Source organism: Streptomyces sp. NPDC001137, assembly GCF_040298885.1.
Taxonomy (GTDB): Bacteria; Actinomycetota; Actinomycetes; order Streptomycetales; family Streptomycetaceae; genus Streptomyces.
On the sequence record NZ_JBEPBA010000006.1, the window covers coordinates 113,067 to 136,139 of the forward strand.

A 23,073-nucleotide genomic window follows, 5' to 3' on the forward strand; every position below is an offset into this window, starting at 1 on the left:
AGCGGGACTCTAATCCCAGAGCTCCGCGTGCCGTCGGTGGGTGTCGGTCAGTCCGTTCATGAAGTACCGCTCGTAGTACTCCCGTTCCACATGGTGGGCCTGCAGCCAGATGCCCGGGACGTGGATGGCGTCCGTGTGCGCCGGGAACCTGCGGTGCGTGCGGATGACGTACTCGCAGATGTCGCGGGCGCAGTCGATCACCCGCTCCTCGTACTCGCTCGCCTCCGCGAGATAGCGCTGGCCGTAGTCCTCCTTGTAGATGCGGGTGAAGACGTCCTTGTCGGTGTAGATGCCGCCGGTGCCGAACTTCGCGCCGATCACCGAATCCACCGCGTCCGACATCGACTTGTGCGCGGGCGGGCAGGCGGCCGCGATCAGTGCCTCGCCGTCCGGGGAAGTGAGCCCCACCGGGTGCGAACGCAGGGTCGCGTAGGCAGGGAGCGGTACGTGCCAGCGCCACAGGTCCGCGAGCCGCCAGCGTGGGGTGACGAAGGTGAAGCCGAGCATCCTGCCGTACGCCCGCGAGAACTTCGGGTCTCCCAGGGCTATTTGCGGGTTGATCGACGCGTGGATCCAGGCGCCGAGGCCCATCGCCTCCGCCGTGAGCATGAGGTTCTGCAGCAGCAGGTCCGCCTCGATCTGGGTGCGCATCGGGCCGAGTGCGCCGAGCGGGAGCTTCAGATCTCCGTTGAGGAAGCCGTTCCTGACCCATTTCTTCACGCCGGCGGGACGGTAGAAGTTGCGGTCGTCCACCAGCGTGGGGCGCGCCCCGTCCGGCTGGGTGAGCAGGTACATCAAGGCGTTGATGTACTGGTGGGAGAGATCGACGACCGGGAAGAACACCGTCGTTCCGGCGAGGTTGGACAGGAAGCGGTTCGAGTCCAGGTAGGCCGGGAAGTCCCGCTTGTTCTGCGGCACGTCGAGCCGGTGGTCGAGGACCTTCACCTTGGACCGGGCCGCCCGTGCCGCCAACGTCTCGGCCTCGAAGGGCTCTTGGGGTGCAGGTGGCAGCTTCCGCAGGTAGTAGGTCCCCGTGTCGTTGATCATGAAGAAGTGGGTGCCCTGAGCGTTGTCGGGGCTGCCCGCGGTGCGGCCCGCCATGGTCAGGTTGGGCTTGGACATGATGGGTTTGCCGTCGCGGGGGTCCTCGAAGGGGCGGTCGGGCATGGTGAGGCCCGTACAGCCGGTGATCGCGATCAGCACCGCCTCCTCCAGCTCCGACAAGGGCCGCCGGGTGTGCGGGGAGTGGTAGCTCATCGACCCGGCCGGCACCGAGGCGCCGCGGCTGACGCGGTGGGTGCGCCGGTGCCAGACCGTGTCCAGCAGGGGCCGGCCGAACAGGTCGGCCAGCCCCGGGTGACCGTGGACCGTGCTCATTCACGGCCTCCGTGCATGTCCCCGTCGGCGGTCGCCCGCACCGTACGCCACGGCGCGAACGCGCTCGCGCCGCGCGGCAGCAGCGCCGCCAGCTCCGGGCAGTGCCGCAGGATGACGGAGTTCATGCCGCCCCGCTCCACCCAGTCGATGCCCAGCGGTGTGTACACCTCGGGCCGGTAGTCGACGTTGAGGAAACGGTCGGACTGCAGGCGCCTGCTCGCCATGAGGATGAAGATGCGGAACGCCGTGTCGCTGAAGCCGAACCCGGTCGGCGGGTTCTCCCCGAACAGGCCCACCACCGTGTCGATCTCGTCGACCGAGCGGTAGACGTCCTTGAGGCGCGCCAGGGTCTCGGCGTTCTCCGTGAGCTCCTCGAAGGAGCGGATGCGCTGCTTGTGCAGGCCCTCGCGGAAGTCGTTGTAGCGCGGCACGCCACGACGGCGGGTGCGTACGAGGTCCACCACCGACAGGTCGATGATCTCGCCGTCCCGCTCGAACTGCTGGAGCGCACGAGGGTAGTTGTGCAGGGTGATCGCGCCCGGGTGGGCGATGCCGAAGGAGTAGAGCGTGTTCGCGAGGCCCGTCTTGCGGATCTGCGACTCGGCCGCACCGCCCTGGATGTCCAGGAAGCCCACCGTCTCCAGGCGCTGCCCGAAGTGGTGCTCGCGCAGCTCGAAGTCGTCCGGGACCAGCGGGTGCATGCGGTAGACGGTGACGAAGTCCTCCGTCAGCGAGTACGGCGCCGTGTGGTGGTCCGGCAGGGTCTTCGGGATGCCCGTCAGCGAGTGCGCCTCGAACAGCCACAGGCCCAGTTGGTTGAGCCAGTTCTTCGGCGGGCCCTGCCAGTTGGTCTTCAGCGCGATGTCGATCGCCTCGGTGGCGAGGATCGCCGGCGTCCACTCCACTGTGTGGATCTTCGCGATCAGTGCGGAGACCACCAGCCGGGCGGTCTGGTAGACGCGCTCCTCGCTCATCGCGGGGTACTCGGCGCGCAGTGCGGCGCACACCGCGTTGTGCTCGCGGGCGAAGAGGGTGTGCATGGCGCTCAGGCCCATCCACCAGCTCTCGTTGAAGCCGGTGAGCGGGACCTGACCGTTGCCGCCGCCGGGCAGGTGGCCGTCCTCCAGGCGGAGTTCGGCGCGTCCGTCGGCCTCGCGCAGGAAGCGGGCGGTGTGCTCGTCCTCGCCGTACACCTCCGAGCCGTCCCACCAGTGGGAGGCGTTGTTGCCGAACAGGATCGGCGGGCGGCCGGGCACCTCGATGCCCTCGTTCTCCGCGAACCGCATCACGTTCTCGCCGGGCCCGCCGGGCGTGTTGTGCCAGGGCCCGCTGCCGGGCGGCAGCGGCACCTCGACGCTGCGCTCACCCGGCTTGTGGCGGCGGTGGTTGACCCAGTCGTGCACCTGGAACTGGATCCAGGCGGCGGCCAGGATGTTGAGGGAGGTCGCGGGCACGAAGCTCTCGCGGTACAGCAGCTGCCGGCTGACCGTGACCGGGTTCGGGGTGTCGAAGAGGTCGGGTCGGTAGTCGGGCTTCAGGTTGCGGCCGAATGCGGCACCCACCGCGCCCATCCTCGGGGCCGACAGATCGTTGTACGTCCCGTCGTACGACCGCTCGCCGCGCAGCTGCTCCGGGATCGGCGCCGGCACCCGCTGGGCCGTCGGCGGTGCCTCGCGCACCTCGGTGTCGATCAGGTTGCGGCGGCGCAGCACCTTGCGCAGGAACACCAGGTTGAGCAGGCTCAGCTGCAAGGGCAGCCGGTGCCAGGGGACATACCGGTTCAGCAGCGCGAAGGCCGTTTCCATCGGTCGGCCCAGGACGCGGTTGCGCAGGGGCTCCTCGGTGACGAACTTCAACCCGAGCCGGTGCGCGCTCGCCGCCTGGTAGGCGGCCTTCCGGGCCCGGTTGATGTTGCCGAGCGGACGGAACTCGTCCGTGGTGTACCAGGGGTTGAAGGTGAGGTCCTCGATCCGGCGGGCGACCGCGCGGGCCTCGGCGGTGTTCAGGTCCTGGCTGGGAAGGGTCAGCCGGGCCACCGCGATCGCGGGCGACACCCCGTCCTTCCACTCCACCGAGGCGTCCTCGACCGGGGTGCGCCGCTCGTCGACGAACCGCTGTACGCACAGGTCGTAGCTGACCTCCCCCTGCGCCAGGCGGTGTGCGAACTCCCGGTGCAGGGCGTCCGCGTCCCGGCGGTCCGCAGCGGGCGCCGGCGGGGTACCCGGCGCCGGACGGAACAGGAACCGCACGGGTCCCGCCTCGCCCCACAGCACCGCTCCGCGGCTCCAGAACGTCTCGTTGGCCAGGGAGTCGACGGTGTGCCGGGTGGCGGCCCGCACATTGCGGCGCATCCGGTTCGCGGTGCCGAGGCCCACGGCCAGCGGCAGCTTCACGAACAGCCCGAACGCCTTCTGCACCGGGCTCTTCGCGCCCGCCATGGCCTTCGCGAAGGCCACGAACTCCCGTGCGTTGCGGGCGTGCGAGACCGGATAGCTGGTCGCCAGCAGGTCGTGGCTCTCCTCGTCCGACACCCGCACCCGCACCGCCGCCCCGCGCAGGTCGGGCGAACCGTCGCCCTGCCGGATGCCGCTCGCGTTCGAGAGCCGCACCGTCGCCGGATACTCGGCGCCCGGCTGGGCGAACCCCACCCGCAGCGCGGCGGGGAGATCGTCGTGGAAGCGCAGCCGCGCGTTGTCCACGGCCACCGGCGCCTTGGCATGGAAGGTCCGGGCGATCCCGCCGCCTCCCGCCCGCCGGTTCTTGACCTGCACCTTCATCAGTTCGGCGGCCAGCTGCTCGAACACCAGCCGTTCTGCTTCGGCGCCACCGCCGTCGTACCGCTCGTACTGCGGTCCTTGCTGCCCGGTCTCGGCCATCGTTCGTTTCCTCACGCGCACGGTTGCGTACGGGACAGGGCCCTGCACGCTACTGGCGCCCATGGCGCACTCACAGCGATGGTTCGCGCCGATGTGCGCCAGCTTGCGCGCCATGCGAACAATTGCGCGGAGCGTCGCGCCTGCGCACGTCAGACGGGCGGGTGAGGGAGCCGTGACCTGCCGTGTCCGCCCCGCGGACGCCGCCCTTCCCCAGCAACCCCACCCGCCGCCCTCGCCGTGGCCGGGGAACGACTCCTTCCCGGTGCCGGTTCGGGGCCATGGTGGGGGCCCACCACCCGCAGACGTCCCGGGGGAGGTCCCAGATGCGGGACACCTACGTCAAAGGGCCCAGCTACGCCGCGCTGCGCCCGTGGCAAGCCCGAGACCGATCCGAGCAGCTTCCCGGTCTACCCCGACCTGGTGGAACGGCTCGTCGAGGACAAGCACCAGCCGGACCCGGACGGAGTGATCCCGCATGTGCTGGCGACCTGTGCGGCCTACTCGTACGCCGGGTTCGAGCAGCACAGCGACGTGGAGACCGTCTCCATGATCATGGCGCGGCTCGGCCTGGAGGAGAACGGCTGCCGGGCCTTCGAGCAGCGTGTGGACGCCATGTACATCGCGTCCGCCGCCTATCTGGTCCAGGACAAGGACCGCAGGGTCGCGGTCCTCTGCTACCGCGGCACCCAGCCCGAGGACATCATCAGCATCCTCACCGACGCCGACGTACGGCCGGAGATGCTCTGCGTCGAACTGGAGGGTCGCAAGCACGAGGTCCACGCCGGCTTCTACCGCAACGTCCGTGCCACCCGCCATCTGGTGATCGAGGCCCTGGAGCGCGCCGTGCGCGGCGAGTCCCTGAACCCCGAGGAGCAGGGCACCCGCGGCGGCCTGGAAGCCCTCTACATCACCGGGCACAGCCTCGGCGCCGCGATGGCCGCGATCATGGCGGTCACCCTCGTGCACGAGCCGCGCTACCGGCACATCGCCGAGAAGCTGAAGGGCGTCTACACCTTCGGCCAGCCCATGGTCGGCGGTCCCGACCTGGCCCGCGCCTGTGAGGAGACACCCGGCCCGCTGCACAACCACGTCCTGCGCGACCGTCTGATCCGCTACATCTTCGACCGGGACGTCGTGCCCGCCCTGCCGCCACGGCCGGTCGGCCCTTACGCCCCGTTCGGCCGCGAGTTCCACTACCGCGGGCGGCACGGCCCCGTCGACGCCGCGCTCACCTTCGTCGCCGACTCGGCGATCGAGGGCCTGACCCTGCCGAGCGACGTCCTGCGCACGGCCGCCGACCGGGACTGGGGCGGGCTGCTGCTCCGCGTCACCGAAGGGGTACGGCGGTCGGTACGGCCCCTGCTGCGGGCCGGCGGGCAGGGCTGGACGGAGGTCACCGAACCGGGCCTGCACTACCCCCAGATGGACAGCGTGGCGGGGCTCGCCGTGGTGGCACCGCTGGCGTTCTTCGCGACCCGCCTGGCGCTGACGCGCACCATCCCGTTCAAGTACTCCTTCGACGACCACGGCCCGGGGCACTACGTGAACGCACTTGCCCCACCAGGGGTGTTGAGCGAGTTCGGAGACGTTCTGTAGCCCGGGCGCAGAGGGCCGCCCCCTACAGCAGCTCGCCCGCCCCGTCAGCGGCCTCGAGCCGGTTCGGGGCGGGCTGTTGTGCGGGCCGGCCCGTTTCTACGGCCGGGTGTTCCACTCGGCGATCACCGGGCGGTCGTGTTCGGTCGACAGGCGGCTGACGGTGCCCGTCGCCAGTTGGAAGAGGCGGCCCTCCGCGGGCGGCAGACCCAGCCGGCGGGCCGTCAGTACCCGTAGGAAATGGGCGTGGGCCACGAGGATCACGTCACCGTCGGGGAGCGCCGAGTCCACGCGGGACAGGATGCGGTCGGCACGCCGGCCGATCTGCTCGGGCGATTCGCCGGGGTGCCCGTCCGGGCCGGGCGGCACGCCGTCGGTCCACAGGTCCCAGTCGGGGCGGGTGCGGTGGATCTCGACGGTGGTGACGCCCTCGTAGGCGCCGTAGTCCCACTCGTGGAGGTCGGGTTCGACGAACGTGCCGGTGATGCCCGCGAGTTCGGCGGTGCGTATCGCGCGGCCGAGCGGGCTGGTCAGTGCGAGTGCGTAGGTCCGCTGCGAGAGGAGTGGAGCGAGCGACTTGGCCTGCTCCTCGCCGTGCTGGGTGAGGGGCAGGTCGGTCCAGCTGGTGTGCTGTCCCGACACGCTCCACTCCGTCTCGCCGTGGCGGACCAGGAGAAGGTCCCCCACGACGGCGCTACTCCTTCGACTCGACGGCGTGCCCGCCGAACTGGTTGCGCAGGGCCGCGATCATCTTCATCTGCGGGGAGTCGTCCTGGCGGGAGGCGAACCGTGCGAAGAGGGAGGCCGTGATCGCGGGCAGCGGCACCGCGTTGTCGATGGCCGCCTCGACCGTCCAGCGGCCCTCGCCGGAGTCCTGCGCGAAGCCCTTCAGCTTGTCCAGGTGCTCGTCCTCGTCCAGGGCGTTGACCGCGAGGTCGAGCAGCCAGGAGCGGATGACGGTGCCCTCCTGCCAGGAGCGGAACACCTCACGGACGCTGTCCACCGACTCGATCTTCTCCAGCAGCTCCCAGCCCTCGGCGTAGGCCTGCATCATGGCGTACTCGATGCCGTTGTGGACCATCTTGGAGAAGTGCCCGGCGCCGACCCTGCCCGCGTGGACATAGCCGTACGGGCCCTCCGGCTTGAGCGCCTCGAAGATCGGCTGGAGCCGCTCCACGTGCTCCTTGTCGCCGCCGACCATCAGCGCGTAGCCGTTCTGCAGGCCCCACACGCCACCGGAGACGCCCGCGTCGACGAAGCCGATGCCCTTGGCGCCCAGCTCCTCGGCGTGCTTCTCGTCGTCCGTCCAGCGGGAGTTGCCGCCGTCGACGACCGTGTCGCCGGGGGAGAGGAGGCCGCCGAGCTCGTCGACGACGGACTGGGTGGGGGCGCCCGCCGGGACCATCACCCACACCACGCGCGGCGCTTCGAGCTTGTCGACCAGTTCGGCGAGGCTGGCCGCGTCGGAGAGGTCGGGGTTGCGGTCGTAGCCGATGACGGTGTGGCCGGCGCGGCGGATCCGCTCGCGCATGTTGCCGCCCATCTTGCCGAGCCCGATGAGTCCGATCTGCATGGTCAGTTCACTTCTTCCTGAGCGTTCTTGAGCTCGCGGTACGCGGCCACGAGAGCGGTGGTGGAGGGGTCGAGGCCGGGGACGTCCGCGCCCTCGGTGAGTGCGGGTTCCACGCGCTTGGCGAGGACCTTGCCGAGCTCGACGCCCCACTGGTCGAAGGAGTCGATGTTCCAGACGGCGCCCTGGACGAACACCTTGTGCTCGTAGAGGGCGATCAGCTGGCCGAGGACCGACGGCGTCAACTCCGGGGCCAGGATCGTCGTGGTGGGGTGGTTGCCCTGGAAGGTGCGGTGCGGCACCTGCTCCTCGGGGACCCCCTCCGCGCGCACCTCGTCGGCGGTCTTGCCGAAGGCCAGCGCCTGGCCCTGCGCGAACAGGTTGGCCATCAACAGGTCGTGCTGGGCGGCCAGTTCGTCACCGAGCTCGGCCGCCGGACGTGCGAAGCCGATCAGGTCCGCGGGGATCAGCCGGGTGCCCTGGTGGATCAGCTGGTAATAGGCGTGCTGCCCGTTGGTGCCGGGCGTGCCCCACACCACCGGACCGGTCTCCCAGCCCACCGGATGGCCGTCCCGGTCGACCGACTTGCCGTTGGACTCCATGTCCAGCTGCTGCAGATACGCCGTGAACTTCGACAGGTAGTGGCTGTACGGCAGCACCGCATGGGACTCGGCGCCGAAGAAATTGCCGTACCAGATGCCCAACAGGCCCAGGATCAGCGGGGCGTTGGCCTCCGCGGGCGCGGTCCGGAAGTGCTCGTCGACGGTGTGGAACCCGTCGAGCAGCTCCCGGAAGCGGTCCGGGCCGATCGCGATCATCAGCGACAGGCCGATGGCCGAGTCGAAGGAGTAGCGGCCGCCGACCCAGTCCCAGAACTCGAACATGTTGTCCGGGTCGATACCGAACTCGGTGACCTTGCCGGCGTTCGTCGACAGCGCCACGAAGTGCTTGGCGACCGCCTTCTCCTCGCCGCCGAGCCCGGCAAGCAGCCAGGAGCGGGCCGAGGTGGCGTTGGTGATGGTCTCGATCGTGGTGAAGGTCTTGGAGGCGACGATGAACAGGGTCTCCGCCGGGTCCAGGTCCCGTACCGCCTCGTGCAGGTCGGCGCCGTCCACGTTGGAGACGAAGCGGAACGTCAGCTCGCGGGCCGTGAAGGTGCGCAGCGCCTCGTACGCCATCGCCGGGCCCAGGTCGGAGCCGCCGATGCCGATGTTGACGACGTTCCTGATCCGCCTGCCGGTGTGGCCGGTCCAGGCGCCGGAGCGGACCCGCTCGGCGAAGTCGCTCATCCTGTCCAGGACGGCGTGCACCTGGGGCACCACGTTCTCGCCGTCGACCTCGATCACCGCGTCCCGCGGGGCGCGCAGCGCGGTGTGCAGCACGGCCCGGTCCTCGGTGACATTGATCTTCTCGCCGCGGAACATGGCGTCGCGCAGCCCGAACACGTCGGTGGCGGCGGCCAGTTCCTGGAGCAGCGCGAGGGTCTCGTCGTTGACCAGGTGCTTGGAGTAGTCGATGCGCAGGTCGCCGACGCGCACGACATACCGCTCGGCGCGGCCGGGGTCGGCTGCGAACAGCTCACGCAGCACCGGCTGACCCTGGGCGCGGTGGTCCTCCAGAGCGGTCCACTCGGGACGCCGGGTGAGCTTCGGGGAGTCAGACATGGGAGACGTTCTCCTTGGCGGCCTCGCCCCGCAGGGCGACGGCGTACATCTCGTCGGCGTCGAGGCGGCGGAGCTCCTCGGCGATGAGTTCGGAGGTGGTGCGGACCTTCAGCGCGAGGGTGCGCGAGGGCTGGCCGGGCAGGGTGAGCGTGGCCAGCGGACCCTCGGGGCGGTCGATGACGATCTCGCCGTCCGCGGTCCCCAGGCGCACGGCCGTGACGACCGGGCCCGCGGTGACCACGCGGTCGATCTTCACGTTCAGCCGTGCCTCAAGCCAGCGCGCCAGCAGCTCGGCGGCCGGGTTGTCGGCCTCGGCCTCCACGGCTCCCGACACGATCCGGGTGCGGGCCTGGTCCAGGGCCGCCGCCAGCATCGAGCGCCACGGTGTCAGCCGGGTCCAGGCGAGGTCGGTGTCGCCGGGCGCGTAGGAGCGGGCCCGCTGCTCCAGGGTCTCGGACGGGTTCTCGACGGCGTACAGGTCGGTGATCCTGCGCTGGGCGAGGGCGCCGAGGGGGTCCTTGGCGGGCACCTCGGGCGCGTCCACCGGCCACCACACGACGACCGGCGCGTCCGGCAGCAGCAGCGGCAGGACGACCGAGTCGGCGTGGTCGGAGACCTCGCCGTAGGTGCGCAGGATGACCGTCTCGCCGGTGCCGGCGTCGGCGCCCACCCGGACCTCGGCGTCCAGCTTGGAGGCCATGCGGTCGCGCGGGGTGCGGGCGTGCCGCTTGATGACGACCAGGGTGCGCGAGGGGTGCTCGTGCGAGGCCTCCTCGGCCGCCTTGATCGCGTCGTAGGCGTTCTCCTCGTCCGTGACGATGACCATCGTCAGGACCATGCCCACGGCCGGTGTGCCGATGGCGCGGCGGCCCTGCACCAGCGCCTTGTTGATCTTGCTTGCCGTGGTGTCGGTCAGGTCGATCTTCATGGCCTGCGCCAGCTCCGTCCGTCTCGTGCGAGCATCTCGTCGGCTTCCTCGGGTCCCCAGCTGCCCGAGGGGTACTGCGCGGGCTTGCCGTGCCGCGCCCAGTACTCCTCGATCGGGTCGAGGATCTTCCAGGACTCTTCCACTTCCTGGTGACGGGGGAACAGGTTGGCATCGCCCAGCAGTACGTCCAGGATGAGGCGCTCGTACGCCTCCGGGCTGGACTCCGTGAAGGACTCGCCGTAGGCGAAGTCCATCGACACGTCCCGGATCTCCATCGAGGTGCCCGGCACCTTGGAGCCGAAGCGGACCGTCATGCCCTCGTCGGGTTGGACGCGGATGACGATCGCGTTCTGACCGAGTTCCTCGGTGGCGGTGGAGTCGAAGGGCGAGTGCGGCGCCCGCTTGAAGACCACCGCGATCTCGGTGACCCGGCGGCCCAGGCGCTTGCCGGTGCGCAGGTAGAAGGGGATGCCCGCCCAGCGGCGGTTGTCCACCTCCAGCTTGATGGCCGCGTAGGTGTCGGTCTTGGAGTTCGGGTCGATGCCGTCCTCCTGCAGATAGCCGGCCACCTTCTCGCCGCCCTGCCAGCCCTCCGCGTACTGGGCGAGGACCGTGTGCTCGCCCAGGTTCTCCGGCAGCCGCACGGACTTCAGGACCTTCAGCTTCTCGGTGAGCAGCGACTCCGCGTCGAACGCGATCGGCTCCTCCATGGCGGTGAGCGCCATCAGCTGCAGCAGATGGTTCTGGATGACGTCACGGGCGGCGCCGATGCCGTCGTAGTAGCCGGCGCGGCCGCCGATGCCGATGTCCTCGGCCATGGTGATCTGGATGTGGTCGACGTACGACCGGTTCCAGATCGGCTCGTACATCTGGTTGGCGAAGCGCAGCGCCAGGATGTTCTGGACGGTCTCCTTGCCCAGGTAGTGGTCGATGCGGAAGACCTGGTCCGGCTCGAACACGTCGTGCACGATCGCGTTCAGCTCGCGGGCGCTCGCCAGGTCGCGCCCGAACGGCTTCTCGATCACCGCGCGCCGCCAGGAGCCCTTGCGCGCCTTCGCCAGGCCGTGCTTCTTGAGCTGCTGGACGACCTTGGGGAAGAACTTCGGCGGTACGGAGAGGTAGAAGGCGAAGTTGCCTCCGGTGCCGCGGGAGGCGTCCAGTTCGTCGACGGCCGACTTCAGCTGCTTGAACGCGGTGTCGTCGTCGAAGTCGCCGGGGATGAACCGCATGCCCTCGGCGAGCTGCTGCCAGACCTCCTCACGGAACTCGGTGCGCGCGTGCTCGCGGACCGCGTCGTGCACGACCTGCGCGAAGTCCTGGTCCTCCCAGTCCCGGCGGGCGAACCCGACGAGGGAGAAGCCCGGCGGGAGCAGGCCGCGGTTGGCGAGGTCGTAGACGGCCGGCATCAGCTTCTTGCGGGACAGGTCGCCGGTGACACCGAAGATGACGAGCCCGGACGGGCCCGCGATGCGCGGGAGCCGGCGGTCGCGCTCGTCGCGCAGGGGGTTGGTCCAGTCGAGCGCCGACCCGACCGTGGCGTGCTCGGTCATTCCGTCTCAACTCCCTTGCTGTCCAGGGACTTCGTCACGGCGTCCAGCAGGTCCTGCCAGGCCGTCTCGAACTTGGCGACGCCCTCGTCCTCCAGCTTCTGCACGACCTCGTCGTAGGAGATCCCGAGGGCCTCCACGGCGGCCAGGTCGGCGCGGGCCTGCGCGTAGCCGCCGGTCACCGTGTCGCCGGTGATCTCGCCGTGGTCGGCGGTGGCGTTGAGGGTGGCCTCCGGCATGGTGTTGACGGTGCCGGGCGCGACCAGTTCGTCCACGTACAGGGTGTCCTTGTACGCGGGGTCCTTCACGCCGGTCGAGGCCCACAGGGGGCGCTGCTTGTTGGCCCTGGCGCCGCCGAGGGCGGTCCAGCGCCCCCCGGCGAAGACCTCCTCGTAGGCCTCGTAGGCCAGACGGGCGTTCGCGAGCGCCGCCTTGCCCTTGAGGACGGAGGCCTCGGGGGAGCTGAGGCCGTCCAGCCGCTTGTCGATCTCGGAGTCGACGCGGGAGACGAAGAAGGAGGCGACGGAGTGGATGGCGGCGAGGTCGAGGCCCTTCGCCTGTGCCTTCTCCAGGCCGGCGAGGTAGGCGTCCATGACCTCGCGGTAGCGCTCCAGGGAGAAGATCAGCGTGACGTTGACGCTGATGCCCAGGCCGATGACCTCGGTGATGGCCGGCAGGCCCGCCTTGGTCGCCGGGATCTTGATCATGACGTTGGGCCGGTCGACCAGCCAGGCGAGCTGCTTGGCCTCGGCGATCGTCGCCTTGGTGTCGTGGGCGAGGCGCGGGTCGACCTCGATGGAGACCCGGCCGTCGCGGCCGCCGGTGGCGTCGTACACGGGCCGCAGGATGTCGGCAGCGGCGCGGACGTCGGCGGTGGTCATCATCCGTACGGCCTCTTCGACCGTGACGCCGCGGACGGCGAGGTCGGCGAGCTGCTCCTCGTAGCCCTCGCCGGAGCCGATCGCGGCCTGGAAGATGGACGGGTTGGTGGTCACGCCCACCACGTTGCTGTTCTCGACGAGTTCGGCGAGGTTGCCGGACTCGATCCGCTTGCGGGAGAGGTCGTCGAGCCAGATGGAGACGCCCTCGTCGGACAGGCGCTTGAGTGCTCCCGCGGTCGCGGTTGCTTCGGTCACTTTGATCATCTTCTTTCTGGCGATCGGATCAACCGCGGGCGGCGGCCAGGGATTCCCTGGCAGCGGCGGCGACGTTCTCGGGGGTGAAGCCGAACTCGGCGAACAGGGTCTTTGCGTCGGCGGAGGCGCCGAAGTGCTCCAGGGAGACGATGCGTCCTGCGTCACCTGTGTAGCGGTACCACGTCAGACCGATCCCGGCCTCCACGGCGACACGAGCCCGCACGGACGGCGGAAGGACACGCTCGCGGTACTCCCGCGGCTGCTCCTCGAACCACTCGACGGACGGCATCGACACGACCCGCGTGCCGATCCCCTCGGCCTCCAGCTGCTCGCGTGCGGCGACGGCGAGCTGGACCTCGGAGCCGGTGGCGATCAGGACGACGTCCGGGGTCTCCTTCGAGGACTCCTTCAGGACATAACCGCCCTTCGCCGCATCGGGGTTGGGCGCGTAGGTCGGCACGCCCTGGCGGGTCAGCGCGAGGCCGTGCGGGGCCGGGTCGGTGGCGTGCCGCTTGAGGATCTCGCCCCAGGCGATCGCCGTCTCGTTGGCGTCGGCCGGGCGGACGACGTTGAGGCCCGGGATGGCGCGCAGGGAGGCCAGGTGCTCGACCGGCTGGTGGGTCGGCCCGTCCTCGCCGAGGCCGATGGAGTCGTGGGTCCAGACGTAGGTCACCGGCAGCTGCATGAGCGCCGACATCCGCACCGCGTTGCGCATGTAGTCGGAGAACACCAGGAAGGTGCCGCCGTAGATACGGGTGTTGCCGTGCAGCGCGATGCCGTTCATCTCGGCGGCCATCGAGAACTCGCGGATGCCGAAGTGGACGGTACGGCCGTACGGGTCGGCCTCGGGCAGCGGGTTGCCCTTCGGCAGGAAGGACGACGTCTTGTCGATGGTGGTGTTGTTCGAGCCGGCGAGGTCGGCGGAGCCGCCCCACAGCTCGGGGACGATCGCGCCGAGCGCCTGCAGCACCTTGCCGGAGGCGGCGCGGGTGGAGACCGCCTTGCCCTCCTCGAAGACCGGCAGCGCGTCCTCCCAGCCCTCGGGCAGCTGGCCGGCGACGATCCGGTCGAACAGCTCGGCGCGCTCGGGGTTGGCGCCGCGCCACTTGTCGATCTGCTTGTCCCAGGCCGCGTGCGCCTCGGCGCCGCGGTCGAGGGCCCCGCGGGCGTGGGCGAGCACGTCGGCGTCGACCTGGAAGGACTGCTCGGGGTCGAAGCCGAGGATGCGCTTGGTGGCGGCGATCTCCTCGGCGCCGAGCGCGGAGCCGTGGGAGGCCTCGGTGTTCTGCGCGTTCGGGGCGGGCCAGGCGATGATCGTGCGCATCGCGATGATGGACGGCCGCTCGGTCTCGGCCTGCGCGGCCTTCAGCGCCGCGTACAGGGCCGGTACGTCGATGTCGCCGCCGAGCGAGGGCTCGACGCGCTGCACGTGCCAGCCGTAGGCCTCGTAGCGCTTCAGGACGTCCTCGGAGAAGGCGGTCGCGGTGTCGCCCTCGATGGAGATGTGGTTGTCGTCGTAGAGGAAGACCAGGTTGCCCAGCTTCTGGTGGCCGGCGAGGGAGGAGGCCTCGGCGGAGACGCCCTCCTCCAGGTCGCCGTCGGAGACGATCGCCCAGATGGTGTGGTCGAAGGGGGAGGTGCCCTCGGGGGCCTCGGGGTCGAACAGGCCGCGCTCGTAGCGGGCGGCCATCGCCATGCCGACGGCGTTGGCGACGCCCTGGCCGAGCGGCCCGGTGGTGGTCTCGACACCGGCGGTGTGCCCGTACTCGGGGTGACCGGGCGTCTTGGAACCGTGCGTACGGAACGCCTTCAGGTCATCGAGCTCGACCTCGTACCCGGCCAGGAACAGCTGCGTGTAGAGGGTCAGCGAGGTGTGGCCGGGAGAGAGAACGAAACGGTCCCGGCCGGTCCACTCGGGGTCCGCGGGGTCGTGACGCATCACCTTCTGAAAGATCGTGTACGCGGCCGGGGCCAGGCTCATCGCCGTGCCCGGGTGGCCGTTGCCGACCTTCTGCACGGCGTCGGCCGCGAGCAGCCGGGCGGTGTCGACGGCACGCCGGTCGAGTTCGGTCCATTCGAAGCTGTCCGGTGTCTGCGCACTCATCTTCAAGAAGTCCTCGATCGAAGCGGCTGAACTGCTCTGATGCCTTCAAACTTAAAAGTCTGACTTTTACGGGGGAAGGTCGCTGTGTGTCAGCCTGTGGTGAAAGTGGGACACCGGCGGCACGACCGAGGCGGCGCGAGTAGGACATGGCGGGCAGAACCATCCAAGGTGGAGACGGTGACGCTGGGGTGGACGGCATCAGAACGTTCCCTTTCCCGGTCGAGCTGAGTGTGGGCGGAGTCGGTATGCAGGTCGGCCCGATGGGGGCCGGCCACACCTGGCACGCCGAGGCCCCGCTGGAGCGCGTCCATCGCATCGACTTCCATGTCGTGATGCTCTTCGACGGCGCCCCGGTCCGCCACATGATCGACTTCGCCGAGTACGAGGCGGCGGCCGGCGAACTGCTGTGGATCCGTCCCGGCCAGGTCCACCGCTTCTCGCCCACGAGCGGGTACCGCGGAACCGTGCTCACCATGCAACCCGGGTTTCTGCCGCGCGCCACGGTGGAGGCCACCGGCCTCTACCGCTACGACCTGCCGCCCCTGCTCCACCCCGACGAGGCCCAGCTCACGGCCCTCAGGGCCGCCCTCGCGCAACTGCAACGCGAGTACGAGGACACCACGACCCTGCCGCTGAGCCTGCACACCGCGGTGCTGCGTCACTCGCTGACGGCGTTCCTGCTCCGCCTCGCCCATCTGGCGGCCAGCTCCGCCGAGGCGGTCCGCCGCCAGTCGGACACGACGTTCACCCTGTTCCGCGACGCCGTCGAGAGGGACTTCGCCACCAACCACAGCGTCAGCGCCTACGCCGACGCCCTCGGCTACTCCCGCCGCACCCTCGTCCGCGCGGTCCGCGCCGCGACCGGTCAGACGCCCAAGGGCTTCATCGACAAGCGGGTCGTCCTGGAGGCGAAACGCCTGCTGGCCCACACGGACCTGCCGATCGGCCGGGTGGGCGCGGCGGTCGGCTTCCCCGACGCGGCGAACTTCTCCAAGTTCTTCCAGCAGCACACGGAGCTGACACCGGCGGCGTTCCGGGCGGAGCTGCGGTGACTCAGGACGCGGCCGGGGCGCCCAGCCACGGCATGCGCCGCACCAGGGTGTCCCGCATCCTGGTCAGCGCCTCGATCCGCTCCGTCAGTTCGGCCACCCGCCGGGCCCCGACCTCGTAGTTCCCGGCGCAGGAGTCGGAGTAGGCGAACACCTCCGGCAGATCGCTGTCCAGGAAGCGCACGAAGGACTTGACGTTGTCCACCGTGAACCCGGAGGCGAGCAGGTCGCGGATGTTGCGGACCCGCATCTCCGCTCCGGGCGCGTAGACGCGGTAACCGCCCGCGCTGCGCCCAGACTCCAGCAGGCCCTGCTCCTCGTAGTAGCGCAGGGCGCGGGTCGTCGTGCCGGTCCGCGCGGCCAGGTCACCGATCAGCATCTCGCTCACGTCCGGGTTCACCTCTCCTGGTGGTCTACGGGGGTCAACTCCCCAGCCGTACCACGGTCTTCCCCGTGTATGCGCCGCGGACGAGGTCGGTCAGGGCGCGGGGTGCGTTCGGCAGCCCGTCGATCACCGTCTCCTCGTAGACGATCTTCCCCTCCTTCAGCCAGTCGCGGAACTGATGCCCGAACTCGGCCGCCTTGTCCAGGTGGTCGACGACGGTGAAGCCGCGGATGGTCAGCCGCTTGGCGGCCACGGTCAGCAGGTCGCCGGGGCCGTGGTCGGGGCGGCCGGAGCTCTGCCGGGCGAGCGCCCCGCAGACGGCGATGCGGCCGTGCGGGTTCATCACCTCGAGGGCGGCCCACAGCTGCTCGCCGCCCACGTTGTCGAAGTAGACGTCGATGCCCTCGGGGGCGGCCTCGCGCAGCCGGTCGAGGGCGGGGCCGTCGCGGCGGTCGAAGGCCGCGTCGAAGCCGAGCCTGCCGGTGAGGCGCCGGACCTTCTGCGGTGACCCCGCGCTGCCGATCACCCGCGCCGCGCCCCTCAGCCGGGCGATCTGACCGGCGAGAGAGCCGATCGCGCCCGCCGCGCTGGAGACGAACACCGTGTCGCCGGGCCGCAGCCGGGCGACATGGACGAGTCCGACCCAGGCGACCAGGCCGAAACCGAGATGGAGGGAGGGGGTGGGATAGGCGGTCCGGTCGACGCGGCGGAAGGCCTCCGCCCCGGCCACGGCGTACTCCCGCCAGCCCAGCCGGTGCACCACCAGGTCGCCCTCCGCCAGGGAGGGGTCGGCCGAGGCGATCACCTCGCCGACGGCGTCCCCGTAGAGCACCTGGCCGATCTCGTAGCGGGGCCGGGGCACGGCGGGTTCGGCCGACATCAGCGTCAGCATGCCGGGGTCGAGGGACAGGTGGAGATTGCGGACCAGCACCTGACCGGGGGCCGGATCGGGCACCGGGACCTCGGCGATCTCGAAGTCGTCGGGCGTGGGCAGGCCGGCGGGCCGGGAGGCGAGCCGCACCTCAAGGCCGGTACGGGAGTTCACAGCGGAAGTGGTCATGGCGGCGACGCTAGGGGTTGACCCGTACGTGAAGGTCAAGCCGCTTCGCGCCGCCGCCCGCCCGGTCAGTGACCGAAGTCGAACCAGTTCACGTTCACGAAGTCCGCCGGCTGACCGCTGGTGAAGGTCAGATAGACGTCGTGGGTGCCGGTCACCGCGCTGATGTTGGCCGGGACCGTCTTCCAGGACTGCCAGCCGCCCGTGTTGGCGAGGGCGAAGCTGCCGATCGGTGTGGCCGTACGACTGTCCAGGCGCACCTCGACCAGGCCGCTCACCCCGGACGCGGCGCCGCTCGCCACGCGTGCGTAGAACTGCGTGGCCGCCGTGGAACCGAAGTTGACGCCCTTGTAGAGGGCCCAGTCGCCGTTGGCCAGGGAGCCGATGTCCTGGCCGCCGCCGGTGTCGGAGGTGCTCTCCGCGACGGTGCCGGACTGGCTGTCGTACGACTCCGCCTGGATGGGGCTGTAGGCGTCCCGGTTGCCGGAGGGCGGGGGTGTGGTGGTGCCTGTGCCGCTCGACAGGACCTGGACGTAGTCCACGAGCATCGGATGGCCGGACTGGGTGGCGCTGGTCGGGCCGCCGCCGAACGCGGCCGGGAAGGCGCCGCCCATCGCCACGTTCAGGATGACGAAGAAACCGTGGTTGGTGGCGTTGGCCCAGGTCGTGGCGTCCATCTGACTGGCCGTGACGGTCTGGTAGTTGACGCCGTCGACGTAGAAGCGGATCGCCTCGGGGCTGACCGAGCGGTCCCACTCCATGGTGTAGGTGTGGAAGCCCGACTGGCAGGTGGTGTTCGGGCACGCGATCGAATTGCCGAGGCCCGTCGTCTCGTTGCACGGGCCGCCCGGGTTTGTGCCGCAGTGCATCGTCGCCCAGACCTTGTTGATGCCCTGGACGTTCTCCATGATGTCCAGCTCGCCGACGCTCGGCCAGTTCTGGTAGTTGCCGCGATAGGGGGCGCCCAGCATCCAGAACGCCGGCCAGTAGCCCGCACCCGCGTCGCCGGTGACGTTGGGCATCTGGAGGCGGGCCTCGACGCGCAGTTTGCCGCCGGCCGGGGGCTGGAAGTCGGTGCGGTTGGTCTCGATACGGCCCGAGGTCCAGTTGCCGGACGAGTCGCGGATCGGGGTGATCTTCAGATTGCCGCTGCCGTCGAGCGAGACGTTGCTGGTGCTGTTCGTCATCGTCTCGACCTCGCCGGTGCCCCAGTTGGCGGCGCCGCCGGGGTACGAAGTCCCGGTGTCGTACTGCCAGTTGGAGGTGTTGACGCCGGTTCCGGCCGAGCCGTTGAAGTCGTCGAGGAAGACCTGTGTCCAGCCCGACGGGGGCGTCGGCGCCGAGGCGTCGGCGGACTGGGTGGCGGCCGTGGCGAGGGCGGCCGCCAGGCCGAGCGTGCTGAGTACGGCGAGGAGCGCGCGTCGCCGTCTGGGTATGCCGGAGGTTGCACTCACGGGGGTGCCTCCCGGTTGCGGAGTGGTGGGCTGCGGGTGCCTTGAGAGCGCTCTCAAAGTGGGCCCAATGTGCTCTCCGCCACCAGGGCCGTCAAGACTTAAAGCAAGGGAAGTCCTTTCCTGGCGGGGAAGTTCACCCCCTGAACGGTGCAAAGGTGCTAAAGCGCGCTGCCCGCCTTCCAATCCGCCCACGACAGATTCCAGCCGTTGAGCCCGTTGGCCGGGTCGACGGTCTTCTCGCCGGAGTTCTTGACGATCACCACGTCGCCCAGCATCGAGGACGCGTAGAGCTTGTAGCCGGCCACTGCGCTGTCGTTCGCACCCTTCGCGTCGTGCAGGCCCACGCAGCCGTGGCTGGTGTTCTGGTGGCCGAACACCGAGGTGGACGCCCAGTAGTTGCCGTGCACGAACGTGCCGGACGTGGTCAGGCGCTGGGCGTGCGGCACGTCGGGGATGTCGTACTCGTCGCCGAGCCCGACCGTGGAGGACTCCATGCGGGTCTGCTTGAACCGCTCGCTGATCACCATGATCCCGGACCAGGTGGTGTGCCGGGCGTCGCCTCCGCTGACCGGATAGGTGGCGATCGTCTCGCCGTCCCTCTTCACCACCATCTCCTTGGTGGCGAGGTCGACCGTGCTGATCTGGGCGCGGCCGATGTGGAAGGTGACGTCCTTGTTCTGCACGCCGTAGATGCCGTCCGAGCCCTCGATGTCCTTCAGCCGCAGACTGAGGGTGATCTTCGTGCCGGGCGCCCAGTAGGTCTCCGGACGGAAGTCGAGCCGGGTGTCGCCGAACCAGTGGCCGACCACCTCGACGGCGGGCTCCGCGGTGACGGTGACCGCCTTCTGGACGGCGGCCCGGTTCTTCACCGCGTGGGTGAAGTTGATCGACACGGGCATGCCGACGCCGGAGGTGGAGCCCGCCTCGGGCGTGAAGTAGCCGACGAAGGTCTCGCCGGGTGAGCGGGTGGTGAAGGTCGTGGTCTGTGCCGCGGCGCCCTCGGGGGTGGCCGTCACCGTGTACTTCGTCCCGGAGTACGGGTTCCTCGTCGAAGTCCACCGGGTCTTCGCCTCGTTGAGCGAACCGGTCAGGGGGGAGCCGTCGTTGCCGGTGACCTTCACCGAGGCAAGGGTGCCGTCGGTCACGGTGACCTCGACGGGGCGAGTGAATCCGGCCTTCTTGGTGCCGTCGGCGGGTGTGACCGAGACAGTGGGCTTCTTCGCGGCGGCCTGCGCGGTCGCGGCGGCCTTCGGCGTCCCGCCCGAGGCGCCCGCCGAGGAGCCGCTGCATCCGGTCAGCGCGGCGGCCGGTGTCACGCCGAGCACGGTGAGCAGCCCGCGCCGCGGCCACCTCCGCGACTGCTGCTCCGACGGGATCGATATGTGCGAGGCGCCCACGGCAGGCCTTTCTGGGATGTCCACCTTTACCGGGTGCATCCTGGGCCGCGCAGATTTGTTGATCCTTTGAATTTCCGGGCCGATTCCTGAGATTCGGGTGAGGAGTCGCCCTGAGAAGGCCTGAAACCACGGTTGTCTCAGCCCTTGGGATTGTGAACAGAGTATGAGCGGCCCGACCGGGGCTCTGAGCGACCGACCACCGCCGGAGGTATACGTGACCGAAGTCCGCGAGCCGCACACCGTGGCCGTCGTCGGAGCGGGCGCGGCGGGCACGCTGACCGCCGTCCAGCTCTGCGAGACGGCGACGCGCCGCCGGACACCGCTCGGCCTCGTCCTGCTCGACCCCGCCCCGGAGGCGGGCCGCGGCACCGCGTACGCGACCCGCGACCCGCGCCATCGCCTCAACGTGCCCGCGGGCGGCATGAGTTGCTACCCCGACGACCCCGGCCACTTCACCCGCTGGCTGTGCCGCCACGGCGAACCGTCCGTCACCGCGGCCGACTTCGCCACCCGCTACCGCTACGGCGCCTATCTCGCCGACACCCTCGCGCAGGCCATCGTCCGGGCTCAGGGCACGGTGACGGTACGACGGCTGCGCACCCGCGCCGAGAGCTGTACCGACACCCCCGGGGGCGGGCTGGCGCTCCACCTCGCCGACGGGGGACATCTCGCCGTGGACAGCGCGGTCCTGGCCACCGGCCCCGCCGCCCCCTCCGCGACCTGGGCCCCGCCCGCCCTGCGCACCTCGGCCCGCTTCGTCGCCGCCCCCTGGGCGACGGGCGCCCTGGACGGCCCGCTCTCCGACACCGCCGACGTCCTGCTCGTCGGCACCGGTCTGACGGCCGTCGACCTCGCCCTCACCCTCGACCGCCCCGGCCGCACGGTCCACGCCCTCTCCCGCAGCGGCCTGCTGCCGCAGCCGCACGCCCTCACCCCGGCCGGCTCGATGGATGCGCCGGCGGGCCTCGACGACGCCTCGCTGGGCCGCCTCCGCAGGGCCGTCTACGGCCACATCAGCCGGTCCGTGCGCACCCACGGGGACTGGCGCCCCGCCCTCGACAGCCTGCGCCCGCACACCGCCCGCCTCTGGGAGAGCCTCACCCCCGAGGACCGGGCCGAGTTCCTCGCCCGCGAGGGCGCCCTGTGGAACACCCACCGCCACCGCATGGCCCCCGCCACCGCCGAATCCGTCGCCCGGGCCCGTACCGCCCGACGGCTCACCGTCCACACCGGCGCGGTGACGGACGCGGCCGACCACGACGACTCACTTCTGGTCACCCTCTCCAACGGCCGTACCCTGCACGTCGGTTGGGTGATCGACTGCACCGGACCGGGCCGACGGTTCGACGACGCCCTGTGGCGCTCCCTGTTCACGTCCGGGGCCGCGGTCCCGGGCCCGCTCGGCATGGGCGTGGCCACCCGCGAGGGGCGGCTGCTGGACTCGGAGGGCCGCGCGGACCGCCCGCTGTTCACACTGGGCGCCCCGCGCCGCGGCGAACTGTGGGAGACGACCGCGATCCCCGAGATCCGGGTCCAGGCGGCAGCCCTGGCAGCACAGCTGCTCGCCCCGCTGACGGGGAGGACGGGCAGGCCCCGCACCTCCCGCCGTCCCGTCGACGGACACGGACTCGCCCTGTCCACCCATGCCGAGGTGGCCGCCGCCTACCGCAGCGGCCTCGACCGGGTCCTCAAGGTCCGCGCCGGCGCCGAGGACGCCTTCGCCCGAGCCGTCGCCCTCGACCCGGGGTTCGCCCTCGGCCACGCGGCCCTCGCCCTGCTCGGCCACGAGTGCGGCGCCGCCGTGGACGTACCGCGGGCACTGGCCGAGGCGCAGCGCTCCGCGCGCGAACACGCCGACGAGCGGGAGCGTTCCTTCGTGGAGGTGGTCACGCGCCGGGTGCACGGCGACGACGGCGACACGGCTCTCGTACGCCACCTCGACGCGTACCCCGCCGACGCGCTCGCGCTGGCCGCCGCCGTACCCACCATCGCCTTCTCCGGCGTCACCGACCTCGACGAGGACCAGGCGCTGCGGCTGGTCGAGCAAACGTCTCCCGCCTACGACGGCCACTGGTTCCACACCTCGCTGCTCGCCTTCCTCCGGCAGGAGCAGGGGCGGCTGCACGAGGCCGGCGAGCTCGCCCACCGGGCGTTGGCGGTGGAGCCGGCCTCGGGACATGCCGTGCACGCCCTCGCCCACGTCCACTACGAGTCGGGCGTGCACGAGGCGGGCCGCGACTGGCTGGACGGCTGGGTGTCCGGGCAGGGCCGGGGCGCCGTCCACCGCGCCCACTTCTCCTGGCACATCGCCCTGCACGAACTCGCCCTCGACGACCCGGCGGCGCTGCGCAGGCGCTGGTTCGCGCAGCTCGCACCCGGCCGGGTGGTGACCGGCGTGCGGGCGCTGGTCGACTCGGGGTCGCTGCTGTGGCGGGCCCGGCTGAGCGGCAGCTGGCGGGGTGAGTTGCCCGCCGGGGACGTCCTGGGCACGGTCGCCCTGGACGTCCTGGAGCGTCCGGCGACCGCCTTCACCGCGCTGCATGCCGCTGTGGCGCTGGCCGCGGCGGGGGATCTGGCGGCGCTGCATCGGCTGCGGGATCATGCCGCCGGGGCGGACTCGGTGCAGCGGGAGGTCATTGCACCGCTGTGCGAGGCGTTCGCCGCCGTGGTCGAGGAACGCTTCCAGGAAGCCGCCCGGGGCCTTGACGCGCTGCTGCCCGTGTTGCGGCGGGTCGGGGGCAGCGCGGCCCAGCGGGAGGTCGTCGAGGAGACGCTGTTGTACGCCCTGGTCGCGGCGGGGCGGTGTGACGCTGCGCGTCGGCTGTTGGATGCGCGGTTGGAGCGGAAGGAGGCGCCGCGGGATCGGCGGATGCGGGCGGGTCTGCCTGCGTGAGACGCCGACGGGTGTGCCGCGAGGGGGCGTTGAGCGTCTGCGG

At 70.8% G+C, this 23,073-nt stretch carries 16 protein-coding genes; 3 read left to right on the forward strand and 13 right to left on the reverse strand.

What is annotated here, in order from left to right:
• Nucleotides 1-9: 9 nt before the first annotated feature.
• Both ABT254_RS13950 and ABT254_RS13955 read right to left on the reverse strand, forming a co-directional pair.
• Nucleotides 10-1,377: a hypothetical protein gene (locus tag ABT254_RS13950; RefSeq protein WP_351468335.1), complete on the reverse strand. Its 1,368-nt coding sequence runs from the start codon at nucleotides 1,375-1,377 to the stop codon at nucleotides 10-12.
• Nucleotides 1,374-4,253, reverse strand: coding sequence for a peroxidase family protein (locus ABT254_RS13955; RefSeq protein WP_351468338.1), 2,880 nt, complete (start codon nucleotides 4,251-4,253; stop codon nucleotides 1,374-1,376). The genes ABT254_RS13950 and ABT254_RS13955 overlap by 4 nt, the downstream gene beginning before the upstream one ends.
• Before the next feature lie 420 nt (nucleotides 4,254-4,673).
• Here ABT254_RS13955 and ABT254_RS13960 point away from each other — a divergent pair, with 420 nt between their 5' ends.
• Nucleotides 4,674-5,849 carry a lipase family protein gene (locus ABT254_RS13960; protein ID WP_351468340.1) on the forward strand — a complete coding sequence of 392 codons (1,176 nt, stop codon included), beginning with the start codon at nucleotides 4,674-4,676 and terminating at the stop codon, nucleotides 5,847-5,849.
• Between the two features lie 96 nt (nucleotides 5,850-5,945).
• On the opposite strand, the gene ABT254_RS13965 is transcribed toward ABT254_RS13960, so the two are convergent.
• The 7 genes from ABT254_RS13965 to tkt are packed head-to-tail and all read right to left on the reverse strand — an operon-like array spanning nucleotide 5,946 to nucleotide 14,795.
• Nucleotides 5,946-6,533 (reverse strand): histidine phosphatase family protein, encoded by a 588-nt coding sequence (locus tag ABT254_RS13965; protein ID WP_351468342.1) that lies wholly within the window; start codon nucleotides 6,531-6,533, stop codon nucleotides 5,946-5,948.
• 7 nt (nucleotides 6,534-6,540) lie between these two features.
• Entirely contained in the window at nucleotides 6,541-7,419 is an 879-nt protein-coding gene (gnd, locus tag ABT254_RS13970; RefSeq protein WP_351468344.1) for a phosphogluconate dehydrogenase (NAD(+)-dependent, decarboxylating), read from the reverse strand.
• Between the two features lie 2 nt (nucleotides 7,420-7,421).
• The gene (gene pgi, locus ABT254_RS13975; RefSeq protein WP_351468347.1) at nucleotides 7,422-9,080 is read right to left on the reverse strand and encodes a glucose-6-phosphate isomerase; all 1,659 of its coding nucleotides are present in this window, start codon (nucleotides 9,078-9,080) and stop codon (nucleotides 7,422-7,424) included.
• Nucleotides 9,073-10,008 (reverse strand): glucose-6-phosphate dehydrogenase assembly protein OpcA, encoded by a 936-nt coding sequence (gene opcA / locus ABT254_RS13980; protein ID WP_351468350.1) that lies wholly within the window; start codon nucleotides 10,006-10,008, stop codon nucleotides 9,073-9,075. The genes pgi and opcA overlap by 8 nt, the downstream gene beginning before the upstream one ends.
• The gene (gene zwf, locus ABT254_RS13985; protein WP_351468353.1) at nucleotides 10,005-11,558 is read right to left on the reverse strand and encodes a glucose-6-phosphate dehydrogenase; all 1,554 of its coding nucleotides are present in this window, start codon (nucleotides 11,556-11,558) and stop codon (nucleotides 10,005-10,007) included. Before zwf ends, opcA begins: the two co-directional genes overlap by 4 nt.
• Nucleotides 11,555-12,700, reverse strand: a complete 1,146-nt coding sequence (gene tal / locus ABT254_RS13990) for a transaldolase (RefSeq protein WP_351468356.1) — start codon at nucleotides 12,698-12,700, stop codon at nucleotides 11,555-11,557. The genes zwf and tal overlap by 4 nt, the downstream gene beginning before the upstream one ends.
• A gap of 19 nt (nucleotides 12,701-12,719) precedes the next feature.
• A complete protein-coding gene (tkt, locus tag ABT254_RS13995; protein WP_351468359.1) occupies nucleotides 12,720-14,795 on the reverse strand; it encodes a transketolase in 2,076 nt (691 codons plus the stop codon).
• A 146-nt stretch (nucleotides 14,796-14,941) separates the two neighbouring features.
• On the opposite strand from tkt, the gene ABT254_RS14000 reads away from it, so the two are divergent.
• Nucleotides 14,942-15,847 (forward strand): helix-turn-helix transcriptional regulator, encoded by a 906-nt coding sequence (locus ABT254_RS14000; protein ID WP_351468361.1) that lies wholly within the window; start codon nucleotides 14,942-14,944, stop codon nucleotides 15,845-15,847.
• A 1-nt stretch (nucleotide 15,848) separates the two neighbouring features.
• Here the strand turns inward: ABT254_RS14000 and ABT254_RS14005 are convergent, their stop codons facing one another.
• The 4 genes from ABT254_RS14005 to ABT254_RS14020 form a co-directional block, all read right to left on the reverse strand.
• Entirely contained in the window at nucleotides 15,849-16,223 is a 375-nt protein-coding gene (locus ABT254_RS14005) for a MerR family transcriptional regulator (RefSeq protein ID WP_351469117.1), read from the reverse strand.
• 43 nt (nucleotides 16,224-16,266) lie between these two features.
• Entirely contained in the window at nucleotides 16,267-17,289 is a 1,023-nt protein-coding gene (locus ABT254_RS14010) for an NADP-dependent oxidoreductase (protein WP_351468364.1), read from the reverse strand.
• A 65-nt stretch (nucleotides 17,290-17,354) separates the two neighbouring features.
• Nucleotides 17,355-18,740 (reverse strand): glycoside hydrolase family 16 protein, encoded by a 1,386-nt coding sequence (locus ABT254_RS14015; protein ID WP_351468367.1) that lies wholly within the window; start codon nucleotides 18,738-18,740, stop codon nucleotides 17,355-17,357.
• A 158-nt stretch (nucleotides 18,741-18,898) separates the two neighbouring features.
• The gene (locus ABT254_RS14020) at nucleotides 18,899-20,137 is read right to left on the reverse strand and encodes a L,D-transpeptidase (protein ID WP_351469120.1); all 1,239 of its coding nucleotides are present in this window, start codon (nucleotides 20,135-20,137) and stop codon (nucleotides 18,899-18,901) included.
• Nucleotides 20,138-20,351: 214 nt separating this feature from the next.
• On the opposite strand from ABT254_RS14020, the gene ABT254_RS14025 reads away from it, so the two are divergent.
• Nucleotides 20,352-23,030 (forward strand): FAD/NAD(P)-binding protein, encoded by a 2,679-nt coding sequence (locus ABT254_RS14025; protein WP_351468370.1) that lies wholly within the window; start codon nucleotides 20,352-20,354, stop codon nucleotides 23,028-23,030.
• Nucleotides 23,031-23,073: the final 43 nt, after the last annotated feature.

Coding starts and splice junctions, on each gene's coding strand:
- tkt (WP_351468359.1), bottom strand. CDS start 14,795: ATGAGTGCGCAGACACCGGACAGCTTCGAATGGACCGAACTCGACCGG.
- opcA (WP_351468350.1), bottom strand. CDS start 10,008: ATGAAGATCGACCTGACCGACACCACGGCAAGCAAGATCAACAAGGCG.
- ABT254_RS14010 (WP_351468364.1), bottom strand. CDS start 17,289: ATGACCACTTCCGCTGTGAACTCCCGTACCGGCCTTGAGGTGCGGCTC.
- ABT254_RS14005 (WP_351469117.1), bottom strand. CDS start 16,223: ATGCTGATCGGTGACCTGGCCGCGCGGACCGGCACGACGACCCGCGCC.
- ABT254_RS13950 (WP_351468335.1), bottom strand. CDS start 1,377: ATGAGCACGGTCCACGGTCACCCGGGGCTGGCCGACCTGTTCGGCCGG.
- zwf (WP_351468353.1), bottom strand. CDS start 11,558: ATGACCGAGCACGCCACGGTCGGGTCGGCGCTCGACTGGACCAACCCC.
- ABT254_RS14000 (WP_351468361.1), top strand. CDS start 14,942: ATGGCGGGCAGAACCATCCAAGGTGGAGACGGTGACGCTGGGGTGGAC.
- tal (WP_351468356.1), bottom strand. CDS start 12,700: ATGATCAAAGTGACCGAAGCAACCGCGACCGCGGGAGCACTCAAGCGC.
- ABT254_RS13955 (WP_351468338.1), bottom strand. CDS start 4,253: ATGGCCGAGACCGGGCAGCAAGGACCGCAGTACGAGCGGTACGACGGC.
- pgi (WP_351468347.1), bottom strand. CDS start 9,080: ATGTCTGACTCCCCGAAGCTCACCCGGCGTCCCGAGTGGACCGCTCTG.
- gnd (WP_351468344.1), bottom strand. CDS start 7,419: ATGCAGATCGGACTCATCGGGCTCGGCAAGATGGGCGGCAACATGCGC.